Source organism: Leifsonia poae, assembly GCF_027921845.1.
Classification (GTDB): Bacteria; Actinomycetota; Actinomycetes; order Actinomycetales; family Microbacteriaceae; genus Leifsonia; species Leifsonia poae.
Window position 1 is genome coordinate 610,376 of the sequence record NZ_BSEN01000001.1, and the last position, 16,002, is coordinate 626,377.

15 protein-coding genes are annotated in these 16,002 nt (G+C 69.8%); 5 read left to right on the top strand and 10 right to left on the bottom strand.

The window, feature by feature from the left end; all coding sequences use genetic code 11:
• Positions 1 to 9 precede the first annotated feature (9 nt).
• Genes tsaE through glmS form a run of 4 tightly spaced genes read right to left on the bottom strand, consistent with a single transcriptional unit; the run spans position 10 to position 3,995 of the window.
• Positions 10 to 570 (bottom strand): tRNA (adenosine(37)-N6)-threonylcarbamoyltransferase complex ATPase subunit type 1 TsaE, encoded by a 561-nt coding sequence (gene tsaE, locus PKE84_RS02865; protein WP_271175679.1) that lies wholly within the window; start codon positions 568 to 570, stop codon positions 10 to 12.
• On the bottom strand, positions 567 to 1,763 hold the full coding sequence (alr, locus tag PKE84_RS02870; protein ID WP_373877103.1) for an alanine racemase: 1,197 nt from the start codon (positions 1,761 to 1,763) through the stop codon (positions 567 to 569). Before alr ends, tsaE begins: the two co-directional genes overlap by 4 nt.
• Entirely contained in the window at positions 1,756 to 2,127 is a 372-nt protein-coding gene (locus tag PKE84_RS02875; RefSeq protein ID WP_271175680.1) for a holo-ACP synthase, read from the bottom strand. The genes alr and PKE84_RS02875 overlap by 8 nt, the downstream gene beginning before the upstream one ends.
• A 17-nt stretch (positions 2,128 to 2,144) precedes the next feature.
• On the bottom strand, positions 2,145 to 3,995 hold the full coding sequence (glmS, locus tag PKE84_RS02880; RefSeq protein ID WP_271175681.1) for a glutamine--fructose-6-phosphate transaminase (isomerizing): 1,851 nt from the start codon (positions 3,993 to 3,995) through the stop codon (positions 2,145 to 2,147).
• Between the two features lie 43 nt (positions 3,996 to 4,038).
• Here glmS and coaA point away from each other — a divergent pair, with 43 nt between their 5' ends.
• Both coaA and PKE84_RS02890 read left to right on the top strand, forming a co-directional pair.
• Positions 4,039 to 5,004 carry a type I pantothenate kinase gene (gene coaA, locus PKE84_RS02885; RefSeq protein WP_271175682.1) on the top strand — a complete coding sequence of 322 codons (966 nt, stop codon included), beginning with the start codon at positions 4,039 to 4,041 and terminating at the stop codon, positions 5,002 to 5,004.
• A gap of 101 nt (positions 5,005 to 5,105) precedes the next feature.
• Positions 5,106 to 5,429: a helix-turn-helix domain-containing protein gene (locus tag PKE84_RS02890; protein WP_271175683.1), complete on the top strand. Its 324-nt coding sequence runs from the start codon at positions 5,106 to 5,108 to the stop codon at positions 5,427 to 5,429.
• A 20-nt stretch (positions 5,430 to 5,449) separates the two neighbouring features.
• Here PKE84_RS02890 and glmM read toward each other — a convergent pair whose 3' ends face one another.
• Genes glmM through rplM form a run of 3 tightly spaced genes read right to left on the bottom strand, consistent with a single transcriptional unit; the run spans position 5,450 to position 7,830 of the window.
• Positions 5,450 to 6,811 carry a phosphoglucosamine mutase gene (gene glmM, locus PKE84_RS02895; RefSeq protein ID WP_271175684.1) on the bottom strand — a complete coding sequence of 454 codons (1,362 nt, stop codon included), beginning with the start codon at positions 6,809 to 6,811 and terminating at the stop codon, positions 5,450 to 5,452.
• Between the two features lie 27 nt (positions 6,812 to 6,838).
• Positions 6,839 to 7,336, bottom strand: coding sequence for a 30S ribosomal protein S9 (gene rpsI, locus PKE84_RS02900; protein WP_271175685.1), 498 nt, complete (start codon positions 7,334 to 7,336; stop codon positions 6,839 to 6,841).
• Positions 7,337 to 7,383: 47 nt separating this feature from the next.
• A complete protein-coding gene (gene rplM / locus PKE84_RS02905; RefSeq protein WP_271175686.1) occupies positions 7,384 to 7,830 on the bottom strand; it encodes a 50S ribosomal protein L13 in 447 nt (148 codons plus the stop codon).
• 243 nt (positions 7,831 to 8,073) lie between these two features.
• On the opposite strand from rplM, the gene PKE84_RS02910 reads away from it, so the two are divergent.
• Both PKE84_RS02910 and PKE84_RS02915 read left to right on the top strand, forming a co-directional pair.
• The gene (locus PKE84_RS02910) at positions 8,074 to 9,339 is read left to right on the top strand and encodes a sensor histidine kinase (protein WP_271175687.1); all 1,266 of its coding nucleotides are present in this window, start codon (positions 8,074 to 8,076) and stop codon (positions 9,337 to 9,339) included.
• Positions 9,336 to 10,049, top strand: a complete 714-nt coding sequence (locus PKE84_RS02915) for a response regulator transcription factor (RefSeq protein WP_271175688.1) — start codon at positions 9,336 to 9,338, stop codon at positions 10,047 to 10,049. The genes PKE84_RS02910 and PKE84_RS02915 overlap by 4 nt, the downstream gene beginning before the upstream one ends.
• Before the next feature lie 178 nt (positions 10,050 to 10,227).
• On the opposite strand, the gene PKE84_RS02920 is transcribed toward PKE84_RS02915, so the two are convergent.
• Positions 10,228 to 11,688 carry an HNH endonuclease signature motif containing protein gene (locus tag PKE84_RS02920; protein WP_271175689.1) on the bottom strand — a complete coding sequence of 487 codons (1,461 nt, stop codon included), beginning with the start codon at positions 11,686 to 11,688 and terminating at the stop codon, positions 10,228 to 10,230.
• A gap of 162 nt (positions 11,689 to 11,850) precedes the next feature.
• A complete protein-coding gene (truA, locus tag PKE84_RS02925; protein WP_271175690.1) occupies positions 11,851 to 12,738 on the bottom strand; it encodes a tRNA pseudouridine(38-40) synthase TruA in 888 nt (295 codons plus the stop codon).
• Between the two features lie 88 nt (positions 12,739 to 12,826).
• Between truA and PKE84_RS02930 the strand changes: the two genes are divergently transcribed.
• Complete coding sequence (locus PKE84_RS02930; protein WP_271175691.1) at positions 12,827 to 14,830, top strand: acyltransferase family protein; 2,004 nt, start codon at positions 12,827 to 12,829, stop codon at positions 14,828 to 14,830.
• A 66-nt stretch (positions 14,831 to 14,896) separates the two neighbouring features.
• Here the strand turns inward: PKE84_RS02930 and PKE84_RS02935 are convergent, their stop codons facing one another.
• Positions 14,897 to 15,949, bottom strand: coding sequence for a GNAT family N-acetyltransferase (locus tag PKE84_RS02935; RefSeq protein ID WP_271175692.1), 1,053 nt, complete (start codon positions 15,947 to 15,949; stop codon positions 14,897 to 14,899).
• Positions 15,950 to 16,002: the final 53 nt, after the last annotated feature.

Below are 16,002 nucleotides of genomic sequence, written 5' to 3' on the forward strand. Positions count from 1 at the left end.
GATTCCAGCCTAGGCGAGCGGCGGCGACTGCCAGCGCGGGCCGTATCCGATGATGACGACGCGGCGCGGCTCGTCGGCGTCGAGTTCGTCGTCCGGGTCGGGATCCTCGGTGGGATCATCGTCGTCGGCCGCGGGCGACATCTCGGCGCCGGGAGCGCCGTGCGCTCCGGTCGGACGGACGATGTCGACCTCCAGCCACGACTCGGCGATGCCGTCGAGCATCCCGCTGCCCCATTCGACGACGACGATCGACCGGGCGAAGTCGATGTCGAGGTCGTCGAGCTCGAGCGCGCTGCTCAGCCGGTAGGCGTCGACGTGCACCAGCGGCGCTCCCCCGACCAGGCTCGGATGCGTGCGCGCCAGCACGAACGTCGGGCTCGTCACCGGTCCGCGAACCTGGAGCCCATCGCCGATCCCGCGGGTCAAGGTCGTCTTGCCCGCCCCCAGCGGACCGCTGAGCACGACCAGGTCTCCCGCCCGCAACACACCGGCGAGTTCGATGCCGAGCACGTGCATCCCGTCGGCGGTGGGTACGACGCGCTCGACGGGCGGCTGCAGCGTGCCCGTCATCGCCGCCCCACGTAGGTGCGGCGCACGCGGGCGCCGATCCTGGTCACGATCTCGTAGTTGATCGTGCCGGCCGCCTCCGCCCAGTCGTCGGCCGACGGCACGCCGGTCGCCGGATCGCCGAACAGCACGACCTCGTCGCCGACCTGCACATCGTGATCGCCGACGTCGACGACGAACTGGTCCATCGCGACGCGTCCGGCGATCCGGAAGGTACCGCCCGCGATCGACACCGATGCGCGGCCGGAGGCGTGCCGCGGGATGCCTTCGGCGTACCCGAGCGGCACGAGGGCGAGCGTCGTTTCCGAACTCGTCCGATACGTGTAGTCGTACGAGACGCCGGTTCCGCCCTGCACCCGGCGCACGGCGGCGACCCGCCCGCGCAGGGTCATCACCGGACGCAGGCCCAGATCGGCGCTCGACCGGCCGGCGAACGGGGAGAGCCCGTAGATTCCGATGCCGAGCCGTACGAGATTGAACCGGGCGTCCGGGAGGCTCAGCGCGGCGGCGGAGGCGGCGAGATGACGCAGCTCGGGCTCGAGCCCCGCAGCCGCGGCCACCCCGAGACCGCGCGTGTACGTGTCGATCGCCGCCGCGTCGTCGTCCGGCGACGCGTTCGAGACGTGGCTGAAGATGCCGCGCACCACGATGTCGCCGGATTTCTCGAGGGCACGGGCGCGCGCGAAGGTCGCCGCCCACTCCGGCTCGGAGATGCCGTTTCGGCTCAGCCCCGTCTCGAGCTTCAGCTGCACCAGCGCCTGACCGTGGAGACGCCCCGCCGCGACGAGTGCGCGCCGGGCGTCCGCGACCGCGTCGAGCTGCGCGATCGACGAGACCCCGATGTCGACGCCCGCCTCGATCGCCGGAGCGAAGTCCGCGTCCGGGTCGTGCAGCCACGCCAGCAGGGGCGCCTCGATCCCGGCATCCCGCAGTTGGACCGCCTCGGTCAGGTCGGCGACGCCCAGCCAATCGGCGCCCCCGGCCAGAGCAGCACGCGCGCACTCGACGGCGCCGTGGCCGTACGCGTTCGCCTTGACGACCGCCATCACGTGCTCCGTGCCGACCAGTTCGCGCAGGTGGGCCACGTTCGCGGTCAGCGCGCCGAGGTCGATCACGGCCTCGCGGAACGCGGCCTCCGGCTTCTCGGCCGGCGCCTGACGGGTGGCATCCCCCGGGGTCTGCGTGCCGTCAGCCACGACCGGCTCCCCCGTCGATCTCCGTCACGACGAACGCCATCGCGATGCCGGCGTCGTGCGTCATCGACACGTGGATCGACGTGATGCCGCGGTCGCGCACGACGCCCTCGACGACGTTGTGCAGCACGAAGCCCGGGTTGCGCTCCTCATCGGGGACGATCTCCATGTCGTGCCAGCGCACGCCCTCCGAGTCGCCGAGCGCCTTGATCAGCGCCTCCTTCGCCGCGAACCGCGCGGCGAGCGAGTGCACGGGCAGCGACCGCTCGGAGTCGGTGAACAGTCGCTCGCGCAGGCGCGGGGTGCGCTCGATCGCCCGTGTGAACCTCTGCAGGTCGACCACGTCGACCCCGATACCGGCGATCATGACTGACGTGCTTTCGGCTATTCGACCGTGACCGACTTGGCCAGGTTGCGCGGCTGGTCGACGTCGAGCCCCTTGGCGGAGGAGAGCTCCATCGCGAAGATCTGCAGCGGCACCACGGCCAGCAGCGGCTCGAACAGCGGCGCAGCGAGCGGGATGCGGATGACCTCGTCGGCGAACGGCAGCACAGCGGCGTCGCCGGCCTCGGCGATCGCGATCACGCGGGCGCCCCGAGCGCGGATCTCCTGGATGTTCGAGACGACCTTCTTGTGCATCTCGTCGGACCAGCGCGGGCTGGGGACGACGACGAACACGGGCTGGCCGGGCTCGATCAGCGCGATCGGACCGTGCTTGAGCTCGCCCGCGGCGAAACCCTCTGCATGGATGTACGCCAGCTCCTTGAGCTTGAGCGCGCCCTCGAGCGCGATCGGGTATCCGACGTGGCGACCGAGGAACAGCACCGAGCGGGTGTCGGACATCCACTTGGCCAGCTGGGCGATCGTCTCGTGCGACTCGAGCACCGTGGCGATCTTGTCGGGGACCGCGGCGAGCTCGGCGATCGCGTCGCGCTGCGCGACGGCACTGAGCGTTCCGCGCACCCGTGCGAGGTGCAGCCCGAAGAGGTAGAGGGCCGTGATCTGGGCCACGAACGCCTTCGTCGAGGCCACCGCGACCTCGGGACCGGCGTGCGTGTAGAGCGCTGCATCCGACTCGCGCGGGATCGTCGCACCCTGTGTGTTGCAGACCGAGATCGCCTTCGCGCCGGCCTCGCGGGCGTACTTGACCGCCATGAGCGTGTCCATGGTCTCGCCCGACTGGCTGATCGAGATCACCAGCGTGCGGTCGGTGATGACCGGCTCCCGGTACCGGAACTCGTGGCTGAGCTCGACGGAGACGGGAACGCGCGCCCACTTCTCGATGGCGTACGAGCCGACCATGCCGGCGTAGGCCGCGGTGCCGCAGGCGATGATCGTGATGCGGTCGATCTCGGCGAGCACTTCGTCTCCCAGGCCGTCGAGCTCGGGGATGTGCACCGCGCCGTCGACCAGGCGGCCGCGCAGCGTGTTGGCCACCGCATCCGGCTCCTCGGCGATCTCCTTCGCCATGAAGCTGGACCAGCCGCCCTTCTCGGCGGCCGAGGCGTCCCAGGCGACCTCGAACGGCTCGACCTCGACCGGTGCCCCGGCGAAGTCGGTGACCGTCACACTGTCGGGCGTGATCGTCACGATCTGGTCCTGGCCGATCGCCATCGCGTTGCGGGTGTGCTCGACGAACGCCGCGACGTCGGAGCCGAGGAAGTTCTCGCCCTCGCCGAGGCCGATCACGAGCGGGGAGTTGCGCCGTGCGCCGACGACCACGTGCGGGGCGTCCTGGTGCAGGGCGAGCAGCGTGAAGGCGCCCTCGAGGCGGGACACGACGCGGCGGAACGCCTCGTTGAGGTCTCCCGTGGTGCGGTACTCGCGGCCCAGCAGCGCCGCGGCGACCTCCGTGTCCGTCTCCGACTCGAAGGTGAAGCCGTCGGCCAGCAGCTCGTCTTTGAGCGTGGCGAAGTTCTCGATGATCCCGTTGTGGATGACCGCGAGCCGGCCATCGTCGCCGAGATGCGGATGCGCGTTCCGGTCGGTCGGGCCGCCGTGGGTCGCCCAGCGGGTGTGGCCGATGCCCGTCCCGCCGTTCGGGATCGGGTTGGCGTCGAGCTCGTCGACCAGCACGGACAGCTTGCCCGCCTTCTTGGCCGTGTTGAGCGCGCCATCCGGTGCGATCACAGCGATGCCGGCGGAGTCGTACCCGCGGTACTCCAAACGCTTCAGCCCACCGAGGAGCACCTCGAGGCTCTTATCCGTACCGACGTACCCGACGATTCCACACATGCACCCGATTTTAGCCTGGGCCCACACCCTAGACTTGTCGCCTATGGCGGTGAACGGCGCAGCACAAGGCGGATCCTCAGGTAATGGCGAGTCGTCACCGTTCGTCGAACTCGGGCGCGAGGACTGGGCAGAGCTCGCCCAGAGCACCCGGCTCCCGCTCAAAGAGACCGAGATCGTGCAGCTGCGCGGACTCGGAGACCCCCTCGACATGCGCGAGGTCGAACAGGTCTACCTGCCGCTCAGCCGGCTGCTGAACCTCTATGTCGGGGGCGCCAAGCAGCTGCACCGCGTCACCAGCGACTTCCTCGGCGAGCGGGCGGCCAGCACCCCGTTCGTCATCGGCGTCGCCGGCTCCGTCGCCGTCGGCAAGTCCACCATCGCGCGCCTGCTGCGGGAACTGCTCTCCCGCTGGGACGACACCCCGCGCGTCGAGCTCGTCACCACCGACGGCTTCCTCCTGCCGAACGCCGAACTGCAGCGCCGCGGCCTGATGGAACGCAAGGGCTTCCCCGAGTCGTACGACCGGCGCTCCCTGCTGCGCTTCGTCACCGCCGTCAAGAGCGGAGCGGCCGAGGTGCGTGCGCCGTTCTACTCGCACCTCAGCTATGACATCGTCCCCGACGCCGAGATCGTCGTGCGCCGGCCCGACGTGCTGATCGTCGAGGGCCTCAACGTGCTGCAGCCCGCCGGCGGCGGCAACCGGCTCGCCGTGAGCGATCTCTTCGACTTCAGCGTCTACGTGGATGCCCGCACCCGCGACATCGCCCGCTGGTACGAGGAGCGCTTCCTCAAGCTCCAGCGCGGCGCCTTCGCCAACCCCAAGTCGTACTTCCACCGGTACTCGGAGCTCACCGAGGAGCAGGCCAGGGAACGCGCCGCCGGCATCTGGACCAGCATCAACGAGCCCAACCTGACCCAGAACATCCGGCCGACGCGGTCCCGCGCCAAGCTCGTGCTGCGCAAAGACGCCGACCACACCGTGAGCTCCGTGCTGCTGCGCAAGCTGTGACGGGTTCACGCCAGCGCGTGTGCGGTTCTTGCGCCTGAGGTCGTTAGACCCCAGGTCGTCGAACTCTGGTCGGCCGAGCCCTGGTGCCGTAGGCATGAGGTATGCCCGCTTCGCGCTCCCGTGCCGCCGAACTGTTCGGCGCGCGCATCCGGGAGGCGCGGGTGGCCCTCGGGATGAGCCAGGAAGACATCGCCCACCTCGCCGACATGCACGTGACCAACTACGGTCGCGTCGAGCGCGGTGAGGCCAACTCGGAGCTGCACACCATCGTGCGGCTGGCGACGGCGCTCAACGTCGACCCGGGCACGCTCCTCGCCGGCCTCTACGGCAAGGACATGCTCCCCGGCCGCGCGCGGGCGTTCTCCGTCACGGACTTCCTCGCGGCGCAGAAGGCCGCGTCCGACGTCGCGCCGAAGAAGGACTGACAGGCCAGCCGCGCCGCAGGTCAGAGACCCAGGCGCTCCCTGACCACTTCGGCGAGCTCGTTCGCCAGCCGCTCGGCAGTGTGCTGGTCGGCGGCCTCCACCATCACGCGCACCAGCGGTTCCGTGCCCGACGGGCGCAGCAGAACGCGACCGGTGTCGCCCAGTGTCTCCGCCACGCGTCGCACCGCTGCCTGCAGGGGCTCGTCGGTGTGCACCGCATGGTGGTCGACGTTCTTGACGTTCACCATCACCTGCGGGTACACCGTCATCACCTGTGCCAGCTCCGCCAGCGACTTGTGCTGTCGGGCCATCTCGCTGAGGAGGTGGAGTCCCGTCAGGATCCCGTCGCCCGTCGTCGCGAACTCGCGCATGATCACGTGGCCGGACTGCTCGCCACCGAGCGAGAAGTCGTGCTCGTTCATCTCCTCGAGCACGTAACGGTCGCCGACCGCCGTCTCCACCATCCGGATGCCGTGGTCGCGCATCGCGAGTTTGAGACCGAGATTGCTCATCACCGTCGCGACCAGCGTGTTGTCGCGCAACTTGCCGCGTTCCGCCATCCCGAGAGCCAGGATCGCCATGATCTGGTCGCCGTCGACGATGTTGCCGTTCGCGTCGACCGCCAGGCAGCGGTCGGCGTCGCCGTCGTGGGCGATGCCCACATCCGCACCGTGCTCGAGCACGGCCTTGGCGAGGTTGTCGAGGTGGGTCGAGCCGACCCCGTCGTTGATGTTCATCCCGTCGGGGGCGTCACCGATGACCGTCACCCGCGCTCCCGCGTCGGTGAAGACCTCCGGGGAGACACCTGCCGCAGCACCGTGTGCGCAGTCGAGCACGACATGGATGCCGTCGAGGCGGTGCGGGAGGCTGCCGAGAAGATGGATGACGTAGCGGTCCTCCGCGTCGGCGAACCGCCGGATACGGCCGACCGCGGCACCCGTGGGCGCCAGCTTCTCGAGCGAGAGGTGCTCTTCGATGCGGTCCTCGACCACATCCGGAAGCTTCGTGCCGCCGCGGGCGAAGATCTTGATGCCGTTGTCGGGCGCCGGGTTGTGCGACGCCGAGACCATCACGCCGAAGTCGGCGTCGATGTCCGCGATCAGGAAGGCGGCCGCCGGCGTCGGGATGACGCCCGCGTCGAGCACATCGATGCCCGAGCTCGCCAGACCCGCCGCGACCGCGGCGGAAATGAACTCGCCCGAGACACGAGGGTCACGGGCGACGATCGCCACCGGACGCTTGCCGGCGGCACGCCGCGCCTCCGCGCTGCGGCCTTGCGTCAGTACAGCAGCAGCTGACTGAGCAAGACCGAGCGCGAGGTCGGCGGTGAGACTACCGTTCGCGAGTCCGCGGACTCCGTCGGTACCGAAGAGGCGTGGCATGAACCGAAGCCTAAGCGCTGGGGACGCTTAGCGCTTGGAGAACTGCGACGCCTTGCGGGCCTTCTTGAGACCGGCCTTCTTGCGCTCGATGACGCGCGCGTCACGAGTGAGGAAGCCCGCCTTCTTGAGCGTGGCACGGTTGTTCTCGCGGTCGATCTCGTTGAGGGCACGAGCGATCGCCAGGCGCAGCGCGCCGGCCTGGCCCGAGGGGCCGCCACCGGTGATGCGGGCGACCACGTCGTAGCCGCCGATGAGGTCGAGCACCTTGAACGGGTCGGTGATCAGCTGCTGGTGCAGCTTGTTCGGGAAGTAGTCGGCGAACTCACGGCCGTTGACCGTGATGGTGCCGGAGCCGGGGACCAGGCGCGCGCGGGCGATGGCCTGCTTGCGACGGCCGACGGCCGCGCCCGGAACGGTGAGGACGGGACGCGTGGCCGCGGGGGCCTCGCTCGCCGGGGTCTCGGTCGAGTAGGACTCGACGTTGTCGGCCTGAGCCGACTCGATGCTGTCTGCGATCTTCGCCACGATGGTGATAATCCTTTGTCTCTGAGTCTGAAGTGTCTGCTCGTCGCTTACTGAGCGACCTGGCCGAGGGTGTACGGCTTCGGCTGCTGGGCGGCGTGCGGGTGCTCGCTGCCCGTGTAGACCTTCAGCTTGCGGAGCTGAGCGCGGCCGATCGAGTTCTTGGGGAGCATGCCGCGGACGGCCTTCTCCACGGCGCGGATCGGGTTCTTCTCGAGGAGTTCCGCGTAGGTGACGGCCGAGAGACCACCCGGGTAACCCGAGTGACGGTAGGCCTTCTTCTGCGCCGCCTTGGCGCCGGTGAGGGCGACCTTGTCGGCGTTCACGATGATGACGTAGTCGCCGCTGTCCATGTGCGGGGCGAACGTCGCCTTGTGCTTTCCACGGAGGAGAGCGGCGGTGTGGCTGGCGAGACGGCCGAGCACGACATCAGTCGCGTCGATGACGACCCAGTCGCGCTGGATCTCGTCTGCCTTCGGGGTGTAAGTGCGCGTCACAGTAGTGGCTGCTTTCTGTATCGAACGGAGGTGTTCGTGAATCCCGCTCCATGACCGTTGTCGACTGGATCAGCCGGTAATCGATCCCTCGGAGGGCTCACGTTCGTGTGTCACGCCACCAGGGCGCGGACACCAAAGGTCAATACTAGCAGACCAGCCACCTGGAGGATTCCTCTGCGCCCTAGGGCTGAAACCCGCCGCAAACGGCAGCGCCGGCTCGCCCCGACCTCTAGCGTGATGGCCATGCACACGCTTCTGCTCCGCGGTCAGCGCTACCTCGAACCGGTCATCGCAATCATCTTCTTCGTGTTCTGGGCGCTCGCCGAGACCGGCACCCATCCGATCCTGCCAGGCCTCCTTCGCAGTGTGCTTCCGTGGTGGGCAGCGCTGCTCGGCGTCTCGATCGCCATCGCCGTGTGCCGCATCTGGCCCCTCGTCGCGATGGGCGTCTCCACCCTCGTCGTCGTCGGGCAACTCCTCTTCCCGTACTCCGCCGTGTTCACCCACACCGACTGGCCGATCTACCTCGGCTTCCTCATCGTCGTGCTCGGTGTCAGCGCCGCCGTCCGCGATCGCTGGCGACCCGTCTCCTTCGCCTTCGCCATCGGGATCGCCGTCTCCGTCGCCGGGCTGCTCGTCGGCTGGGGCCGGATGGACTGGTACGGACCCATCGCGGACACCTCGCGGGGCGCCACCTCCGACGTCGGCATGATCGTCGCCAACCGGATCACCATCTTCGCCATCGCGCTCATCCTGTCCATCGGCGCCTGGCTGCTCGGCTTCTTCGGTCGCGCGTGGCAGCAGAAGCTGCAGAACGACGCCCTCCTCGCTCAGACCACCGACGACCTGCGCGCAGCCGAGGTCGACCTGCTCGTCTCGCAGGAACGGGATCGGATCGCCCAGGACGTGCACGACATCATGGCCCACTCGCTCTCCGTCATCATCGCCCAGGCCGACGGCGCCCGCTTCGTCGCCCCCGCGCGTCCCGAGGCCGTCTCCGAGTCCCTCGAGAACATCGCAGCCTCCGCGCGGACCTCTCTCACCGAAGTGCGGATGCTCATCGAGACGCTCATCACCGACCCCGTCGGGCACTCCGCTCCCCGGATCGCCGAACTCGACGAGCTCGTCGACCGCATGCGCACCGCCGGGCTCGACGTCGCCCTCGAACAGTTCGGCGATCCCGAGCCGCTCACCTCCACCCAGGAGCTCGCCGTCTATCGCATCGTGCAGGAGAGCCTCACCAACGCCCTCAAACATGCCGGTCGCGAACCCGTCGCCCGTGTCGCCCTCGACTGGCGCGGCAACGGTCTCGCCATCACCGTCGCCTCGAACGGCGAACCCTCCTCCCGGAGCGAGCCGCTGACCACGAGCCGGGGGCTCTACGGGATGCGCGAGCGCGCTCGTCTCGCCGGCGGCTGGCTCACCTGCGGTCCCGTCGACGACACGCCTGGCGGGTACATCGTCACCGCCTTCATCCCGACCGATGCAGCGGTGGAGACCGCCGCGTGAGCGCCATCCGCGTGGCCATCGCCGACGACCAGGTGCTGTTCTGCTCCGGCATGCGGATGCTCGTCGAGTCCCAGCCCGACCTCGCCTTCGCCGGCGCTGCGCACACCGGCGACGACGCCGTCGACCTCGCCGGGCGGGAGCGCCCCGACGTCATCCTCATGGACATCCGGATGCCCGGCATCGACGGAATCGAGGCCACCGCACGGATCGTCGCCGCCGCCGAGTCCCCCGAGACCGCACCCAAGGTCATCGTCCTCACCACCTTTCAGCGGGACGAGGCCGTCGCCCGTGCCATCCGCGCCGGCGCCCACGGGTTCGTCATGAAGGACACCACACCGGAGTTCGTGCTCGCCGCCATCCGGACCGTGCATGCCGGGCATTCGGTGATCGCTCCGAGAGACATCGCCGCACTGCTGGCGCCGCAGGGCGGTGGGAAGGATCCGAGTACAGCCGACGGGCGGGGTGCGTGGGGACCGTCCGGCACCTATGGCGGCCTGCCCGCGGAGGACGTGCTCGAGCCGCTCTCCACGCGGGAGAAGGAGGTCTTCCTGCTCGCCGCCCGCGGACTCAGCAACGCCGAGGCCGGGCAGGTCGCTTTCATCAGCGAAGCGACCGTCAAGAGCCACATGCGTAGCATTCTCGCCAAGCTCGGTCTCGCTTCTCGCGTGCAGCTCGTCGCCTTCGCCTACGAGAACGGCCTGATGCGCTGACTGCTGCGCTGACTGGTGCACTGCCTGACGCGCTGCTGCTGTACTGCCTGACGCGCTGCTGCTGCACTGCCTGACGCACTGCTGCTGCACTTGCTGCTGCACCCGTGCTGCCGACGCCCAGCTGCCACTGTCGGCGCCCGTAGGCACGGCACTCCAGCAGCCTTGACAGTGCCTCTCCTCAGGCCGCATCGGGCAGGCGGACACGACCGCCTCTGCGGGGGCGTCGATACGGATCGACGGCGTCGGGCGGGATGAAGTAGGGCACACTCTCGCGCACCTGGATCTGCCAGCCGTCGTCGTGGACGCGATGGTGGTGCGTGCTGCAGAGCAGGATCCCGTTGTCCAGGTCGGTGCGGCCTCCGTGGGCGCTCCACCATTCGAGGTGGTGCGCTTCGGTGTAGCTCGGCGGGTGCGGACAGCCCATCCACGCGCATCCGCCGTCGCGTTCGGCCAGGGCGAGCTTCTGCGCCGTGGAGAAGAGACGACGCCCGCGACCGAGATCGAGCACCTCCGACGGCCCGCCGAGAACAGCGGGGATCAGCCGGGCGTCCGCAGCCATCCGTCGGACGGTGCCGGCGCTGACCGGGGTGGCGATCCCGTCGATCTCGCCCAGACCGACGCCGGCCTGGAGGTCGGCGAGGGCGATCCGCACGATCACCGTGACCGGCGGCGTCGTGCCGACGGCATCCGGAGCCGTGCGAGCCGAGCATCCGGCGACGTGACGGAAGATGTCCGTCGCGGCATCCGATCGCAGTTGCGGCAGTGAGCGCGTTTCGGCGGGGGCGGCATACTCGTCGACCCCTTCGGGCGCGGCGCACGCGTCGGCCCCTTCCGGAGTCGCGGCGGAGTCGCGGAATCGCACAGTGCGCAGTTCGTGGCCGACGAAGGCGTCGATCGCCGTCACCACGTAGGCCGCCGACTCGGGGTCGACGTACCAGTCGACGTGCGTGAGGCCGTCGGAGGTGGTGGAGATGGTCAGTGATCGACGCTGGCGCTGCCGGCGTTCACGTGGGAGCACGCCGTCTTGGTCCAGCCGGTCGCGCACCTGACCGGCGACAGTGCGCAACTCAGGAATCGTCAGGGTGGGAGCATGTTCGACGAGCAGCCGCTCCCCGTGGAGCACGTCGTCGAGTGCGCAGGCAGGTGCGGCCTTCGTGAGTTCGCGCACGATCACGACCGCCTGATCGACCGTGAGCGGCGCAGAGTCGCTGAGCGGCGCAGAGTCGCTGAGCGGCGCAGAATCACCGAAAATCACAGGATCGCCGGCGAGCACCCCCTCGAACGCTGCAGCGAGCGCCGGAAATCGCGCGGGCAGCGTTTCACCGGTCAGGCCGGTTCGCGATCGGATCGCCGCTCCGACCTCGCAGAATGCTCGCGCGGCGGGCACCGGCACGCCCCACCGTTCCGCCACGAGCGTCGCGGGTCGTGCGTGTCCAGCGCGCGAGACCGGATTGCTCGGCTCAGGCAACGCGGACCGCTCCACGATCTCGCCGACGACGCCGAGCTTGGCGGCGTCCAGCACGGCCTGCGCCTCCCCGAGTGCCGTGAGCGCACGCAGCAGCTCGTCGCACGACGACGCGGCGGGAGCATTCAGCGAGGCGAGTGCCCCTCTCAGCGCCGTGGCCGGTGTCGTCGTCATGTCTCCATCACATCACGGACCACCGACATCGGAGGACGGCAAATATGGCTTTGACCAGGGATTTTTCTGTGGATAACTTCTGGAAAGACTCACCTGTGGAGGACGCGCTCACATCTCCGCGAAAGCCGGCCCAGCCCAGCCCGGCCCAGCCCCGTCCCACCCCTACAGCGTCCGCAACGCCCGCGTCTGCTCCGCCCGGATGGCCAGCCCCACGTCATCCGGGTAGCCCACCTGCATCAGCGTCAGTCCGCGTGCGGGCATCACCTTGAACGCATTCGTGCGCGTCCGTCCGTCGCGCAGGGACACGAGCTCCTCCGCCGTCAGCTTGCCCTCGCCAACGCTCACGCACGCCCCCACCAGCGAGCGCACCATGCTGTGGCAGAACGCGTCGGCGCGCACGTCCGCCACGAGGACACCGTCGGGGTCGCGCCGCCAGCCGAAGCTCTGCAGCGTGCGGATCGTCGTCGCCCCCGCACGCGGTTTGCAGTAGCTGGCGAAGTCGTGCAGTCCGAGGAGGCCGAGCGCGGCGGCGTCCATCTCCTCGACGCCGAGCTCGACCGGCAACCAGGTGGTGCGGTGGCGCTGAAGCGGATCGCGCACGGCGACGATGTCCGCCACGCGGTACTCGTACCGTCGCCAGATGGCCGAGAAGCGCGCATCGAAGCCGTCGGGCGCCTGCGACGCCGCGGTCACGACGATGTCGGGGACCGGACCGAGGATGCCGTTGATCCGGCGCGCGAGGGTGGCGCCGGCATCCGTGACGGGCTGCTTGCCGCGCGGCCGGAGAAGGCTTTTGACCTGCTCGTCGGTCAGGTTGAGATGCGCCACCTGGCCGAGCGCGTGCACTCCGGCGTCCGTGCGACCGGCGACGACCAGCCCCGGAGCGGCGCCGTGCCGGCGGAAGATCGTCGCCAGCGCCGACTCGAGTTCACCCTGCACGGTGCGTTGCCCGGGCTGGCGGGCCCAGCCGTTCAGGTCCGTGCCCTGATACGCGATGTCGAGCCGGAATCGGGTCGTCGACGGATCGTTCGCAGGGCCCAGGTCGCTCACAGGACAATTCTAGGGATGTCCCGCGGCGCCCCCTGAACTGTCAGCCGACGTTGTTATCGTGGATGCTTCGTCGCGAGACCCAACCGCTATGACTTCTCCCACAACACCAGTCCTCACCATCACGACCAGTCCCGCCATCGGCCTCCCCCCGGAGGCCGCTTCTGCGACCCCGGCACCCACGGCGCCCGCGCCAAGCGCCCCGGCCACACAGCCAGCACGCAGCCGCCGCTACGCCGGGCTCGACGGCCTCCGCGCCCTCGCCGTCGCCGCCGTGCTGGTCTACCACCTGTTCCCCGGCGTGCTCCCTGGCGGCTTCATCGGCGTCGACGTGTTCTTCGTCATCAGCGGGTTCCTGATCACGAGCCTGCTGATGCGGGAACGCCGCGCGACCGGCCGCCTCGACCTCCGGCGGTTCTGGGTGCGCCGCGTGCGCCGCCTGCTTCCGGCGATCGTCGTGCTGGTCATCGTCTGCTCGAGCGCGGCGCTGGCGATCGGCGGCGACGTGCTCGTCGGTCTCGGGCGCCAGATCGTGGGTGCGGCGACGTTCAGCGCCAACTGGCTCTCGATCGCTGCCGACAGCAGCTACTTCAACCAGGATGCGCCGGAGCTCTTCCGCAATCTCTGGTCGCTCGCGGTCGAGGAACAGTTCTATCTGGTGTGGCCCCTGGTCATCCTGGGTCTCGCGCTGGTGCGGCCCTGGTGGGCGCGGCTCACCATCGTGTCGACGGTTGCCGTGGCTTCGGCCGTCGGGATGCTCGTGCTCTACCCGGCCGACGGCGACCCGACCCGCGTGTACTTCGGCTCCGACACCCACAGCTTCGGTCTCGCGATCGGGGCGGCACTCGCGATCCTCGTGACCCGGATGCGGCCCATCGACCTCGACGCCGGCGAGAGCGCGATGCAGGTGTTCTCCCGTCGCTGGCTGCCCCCGCTCGGCATCCTCTCGCTCGCGGGACTCGGCGTCGCCGCGTGGGGGATGCACGACGACGCGGCGTTCACCTACCAGGGCGGCCTCGTGCTGGTCAGCGTGCTCACGGCGATTGCGATCTGGGCCGCTGTGACGCCCGGCGGTCGCCTCGGCGGACGGCTCGACGCCGGCCCGCTCCGCTTCGTCGGCGTGCGCTCCTACGGGCTGTACCTCTGGCATTGGCCGGTCTTCGTGCTGGTCTGCGCCCTGGTGCCCGACGAGCACGATCCGGTGATGGCGCTGATCGTCGGCTTCGGTTCTCTCGCGATCGGCACGGCCGCCGCGCTGCTCTCGTACCGCTACGTCGAGCAGCCGATCCGCCGCCACGGACTGCTCGGGATCCTCCAGGCCGCCCGCAACCGGATGCGCGCCTCGTCGCCCGCGCGGGCCCGCGGAATCGCGACACTCGTCGTCGCCGCGCTCCTCACGATCGCCACCGTCGTCGCCGTCGTCGTCGCGCCATCGGCGACCGGCGCGCAGCAGTTCATCGAGAAGGGGAGCGCCTCACTGCAGCAGCCCGCTCCGGGTGCGGGCACGGCGACGCCTCCCGCCTCGAACCTGCGCATCCCGCCCGATCCTCATCCCGTGGCGACCGGGCCGGACATCTCGGCCTTCGGCGACTCGGTGATGCTGGCCTCGGCGCCCGCGCTGCAGGAGCGCTTCCCCGGCATCGCCATCGACGCGGTCGTGTCCCGCCAGATGAGCGCGGCGCCGGACCTGGTGCGCGCGGCACGGGAGGCCGGACGCCTCCGCCCGGTCGTGCTCGTCGGTCTGGGCACGAATGGCTCCATCTCCGCCGACACGCTGCAGCGCATCCAGGACGCGGCCGGACCCCGGCGGCAGGTCGTCTTCGTCAGCGTCCAAGCCCCGCGCTCCTGGACCGACGGCGTGAACGACACCCTCACGTCGTATGTCGACGCGCATCCGGGAGCGGCCGCCCTCGCGCCGTGGAAGGCGACGATCGCGCCGCACCTCGACCTGCTGGCCGACGACCAGATCCACCCGGGGATGAGCGGCGGCCGCCTCTACGCCGACGCTCTGCACTCTGCGCTGCAGAAGCTCGCCGAGTCGTCGACGGTGCGCGTCGTGAACCCCTGGGATCAGCAGGGACCCCGCCCGCAATAGCCGCCCGCAAATAGCCGCCCCGCGCGCAAATAGCCGCCCCGCCCACAATGGCCCGAGCCGCTCCGCTCAGTAGACGCGGGTGAGCGCCGTCTCCGAGTTGGTCGGCACGAAGCCCATGCGTGTGTAGAGGCCGAGCGCCCCGGTGGGGCTCTCGGAGTCGACGTCGAGCGTGACCCTCTCCCACCCCCTGGAAGCGCAGGCCGTCAGCACGCTCGACAGCAGCGCCGGAGCGATCCGGCGTCCGCGGTACGCGCGCGTCGTGCCGACCATGCCGAGATATGCGCCGGTGAACCCCTGGCTCGCCCAGTCGTCCTCGTTCACCTGGCAGAGCGCGAAGCCGACGACCTGTTCACCGCTCGGCGCCTCCGGATCGTCGGCGACGGCCAGGAACGAAACTCCGGCATCGAAGGTGCCGCCGAGCCAGGAATGCCACTGCTCCTCGCTCATGGGCTGACTCCCCCAGTGGTCGCGGAACGAGTCCGTGCGGGCCGCGTGTGCCGCAGCCGACCGCTCCTCGGTGAACGGCACGATGCGGATGCCTTCCGCCGGGTCGACGGCGTCGATGGGGGCGCTGAGGTCACGTTCGAGACCCGAGAAGTATCGCGCGATCTCGAAGCCGCCGCGCTGCAACAGGTGCTCGGTCTGCGGAGCGCGGGCATCCGCGTACGCCAAGATCCAGGCGGGGAGCCTCTTCGTCGAGGTCGCCAGCAGCTGCTCTGCGCGCGTGCGCTGCCAGGCCAGCAGTTCACGCCCGATGCCGCGCCCGCGGACGTCAGGATGCACGCCGCCCTCCAAGTAGGCGCGCACCAGCGTCTCCTGCAGGGGCGGCACAACGATCAGGGCGGCCGCCACCGCACGCCCGTCGGCCGTGATCCCGAGCAGGGAGTCCGTCTCGAGCTGCACGAACGTGAAGGCGAACTCGTCTTCGAGCTCCTCGCGCGTCGTGAGATAGTTCGGGTGGTCCACCGCGTCCATCGCCTGGAGCAGCTCGAGCACGGTGTCCAGATCATCCGGTGCGATCGGACGCCACTCTGCGATGAGCGGATGCGAGGGCCGGTGCAGCTCGGGGGCGGTCATCCGCTCGTTCACCGGTGGGAGGGACTGTGTGCTCTCGGCCATCCCCACAGCCTATTCACGCCGGCGCGCGGCTCCAACGACGAAGGCCCCGCATC

Coding starts and splice junctions, on each gene's coding strand:
- tsaE (WP_271175679.1), bottom strand. CDS start 570: ATGACGGGCACGCTGCAGCCGCCCGTCGAGCGCGTCGTACCCACCGCC.
- PKE84_RS02875 (WP_271175680.1), bottom strand. CDS start 2,127: ATGATCGCCGGTATCGGGGTCGACGTGGTCGACCTGCAGAGGTTCACA.
- glmS (WP_271175681.1), bottom strand. CDS start 3,995: ATGTGTGGAATCGTCGGGTACGTCGGTACGGATAAGAGCCTCGAGGTG.
- coaA (WP_271175682.1), top strand. CDS start 4,039: ATGGCGGTGAACGGCGCAGCACAAGGCGGATCCTCAGGTAATGGCGAG.
- PKE84_RS02890 (WP_271175683.1), top strand. CDS start 5,106: ATGCCCGCTTCGCGCTCCCGTGCCGCCGAACTGTTCGGCGCGCGCATC.
- glmM (WP_271175684.1), bottom strand. CDS start 6,811: ATGCCACGCCTCTTCGGTACCGACGGAGTCCGCGGACTCGCGAACGGT.
- PKE84_RS02910 (WP_271175687.1), top strand. CDS start 8,074: ATGCACACGCTTCTGCTCCGCGGTCAGCGCTACCTCGAACCGGTCATC.
- PKE84_RS02920 (WP_271175689.1), bottom strand. CDS start 11,688: ATGACGACGACACCGGCCACGGCGCTGAGAGGGGCACTCGCCTCGCTG.
- PKE84_RS02930 (WP_271175691.1), top strand. CDS start 12,827: ATGACTTCTCCCACAACACCAGTCCTCACCATCACGACCAGTCCCGCC.
- PKE84_RS02935 (WP_271175692.1), bottom strand. CDS start 15,949: ATGGCCGAGAGCACACAGTCCCTCCCACCGGTGAACGAGCGGATGACC.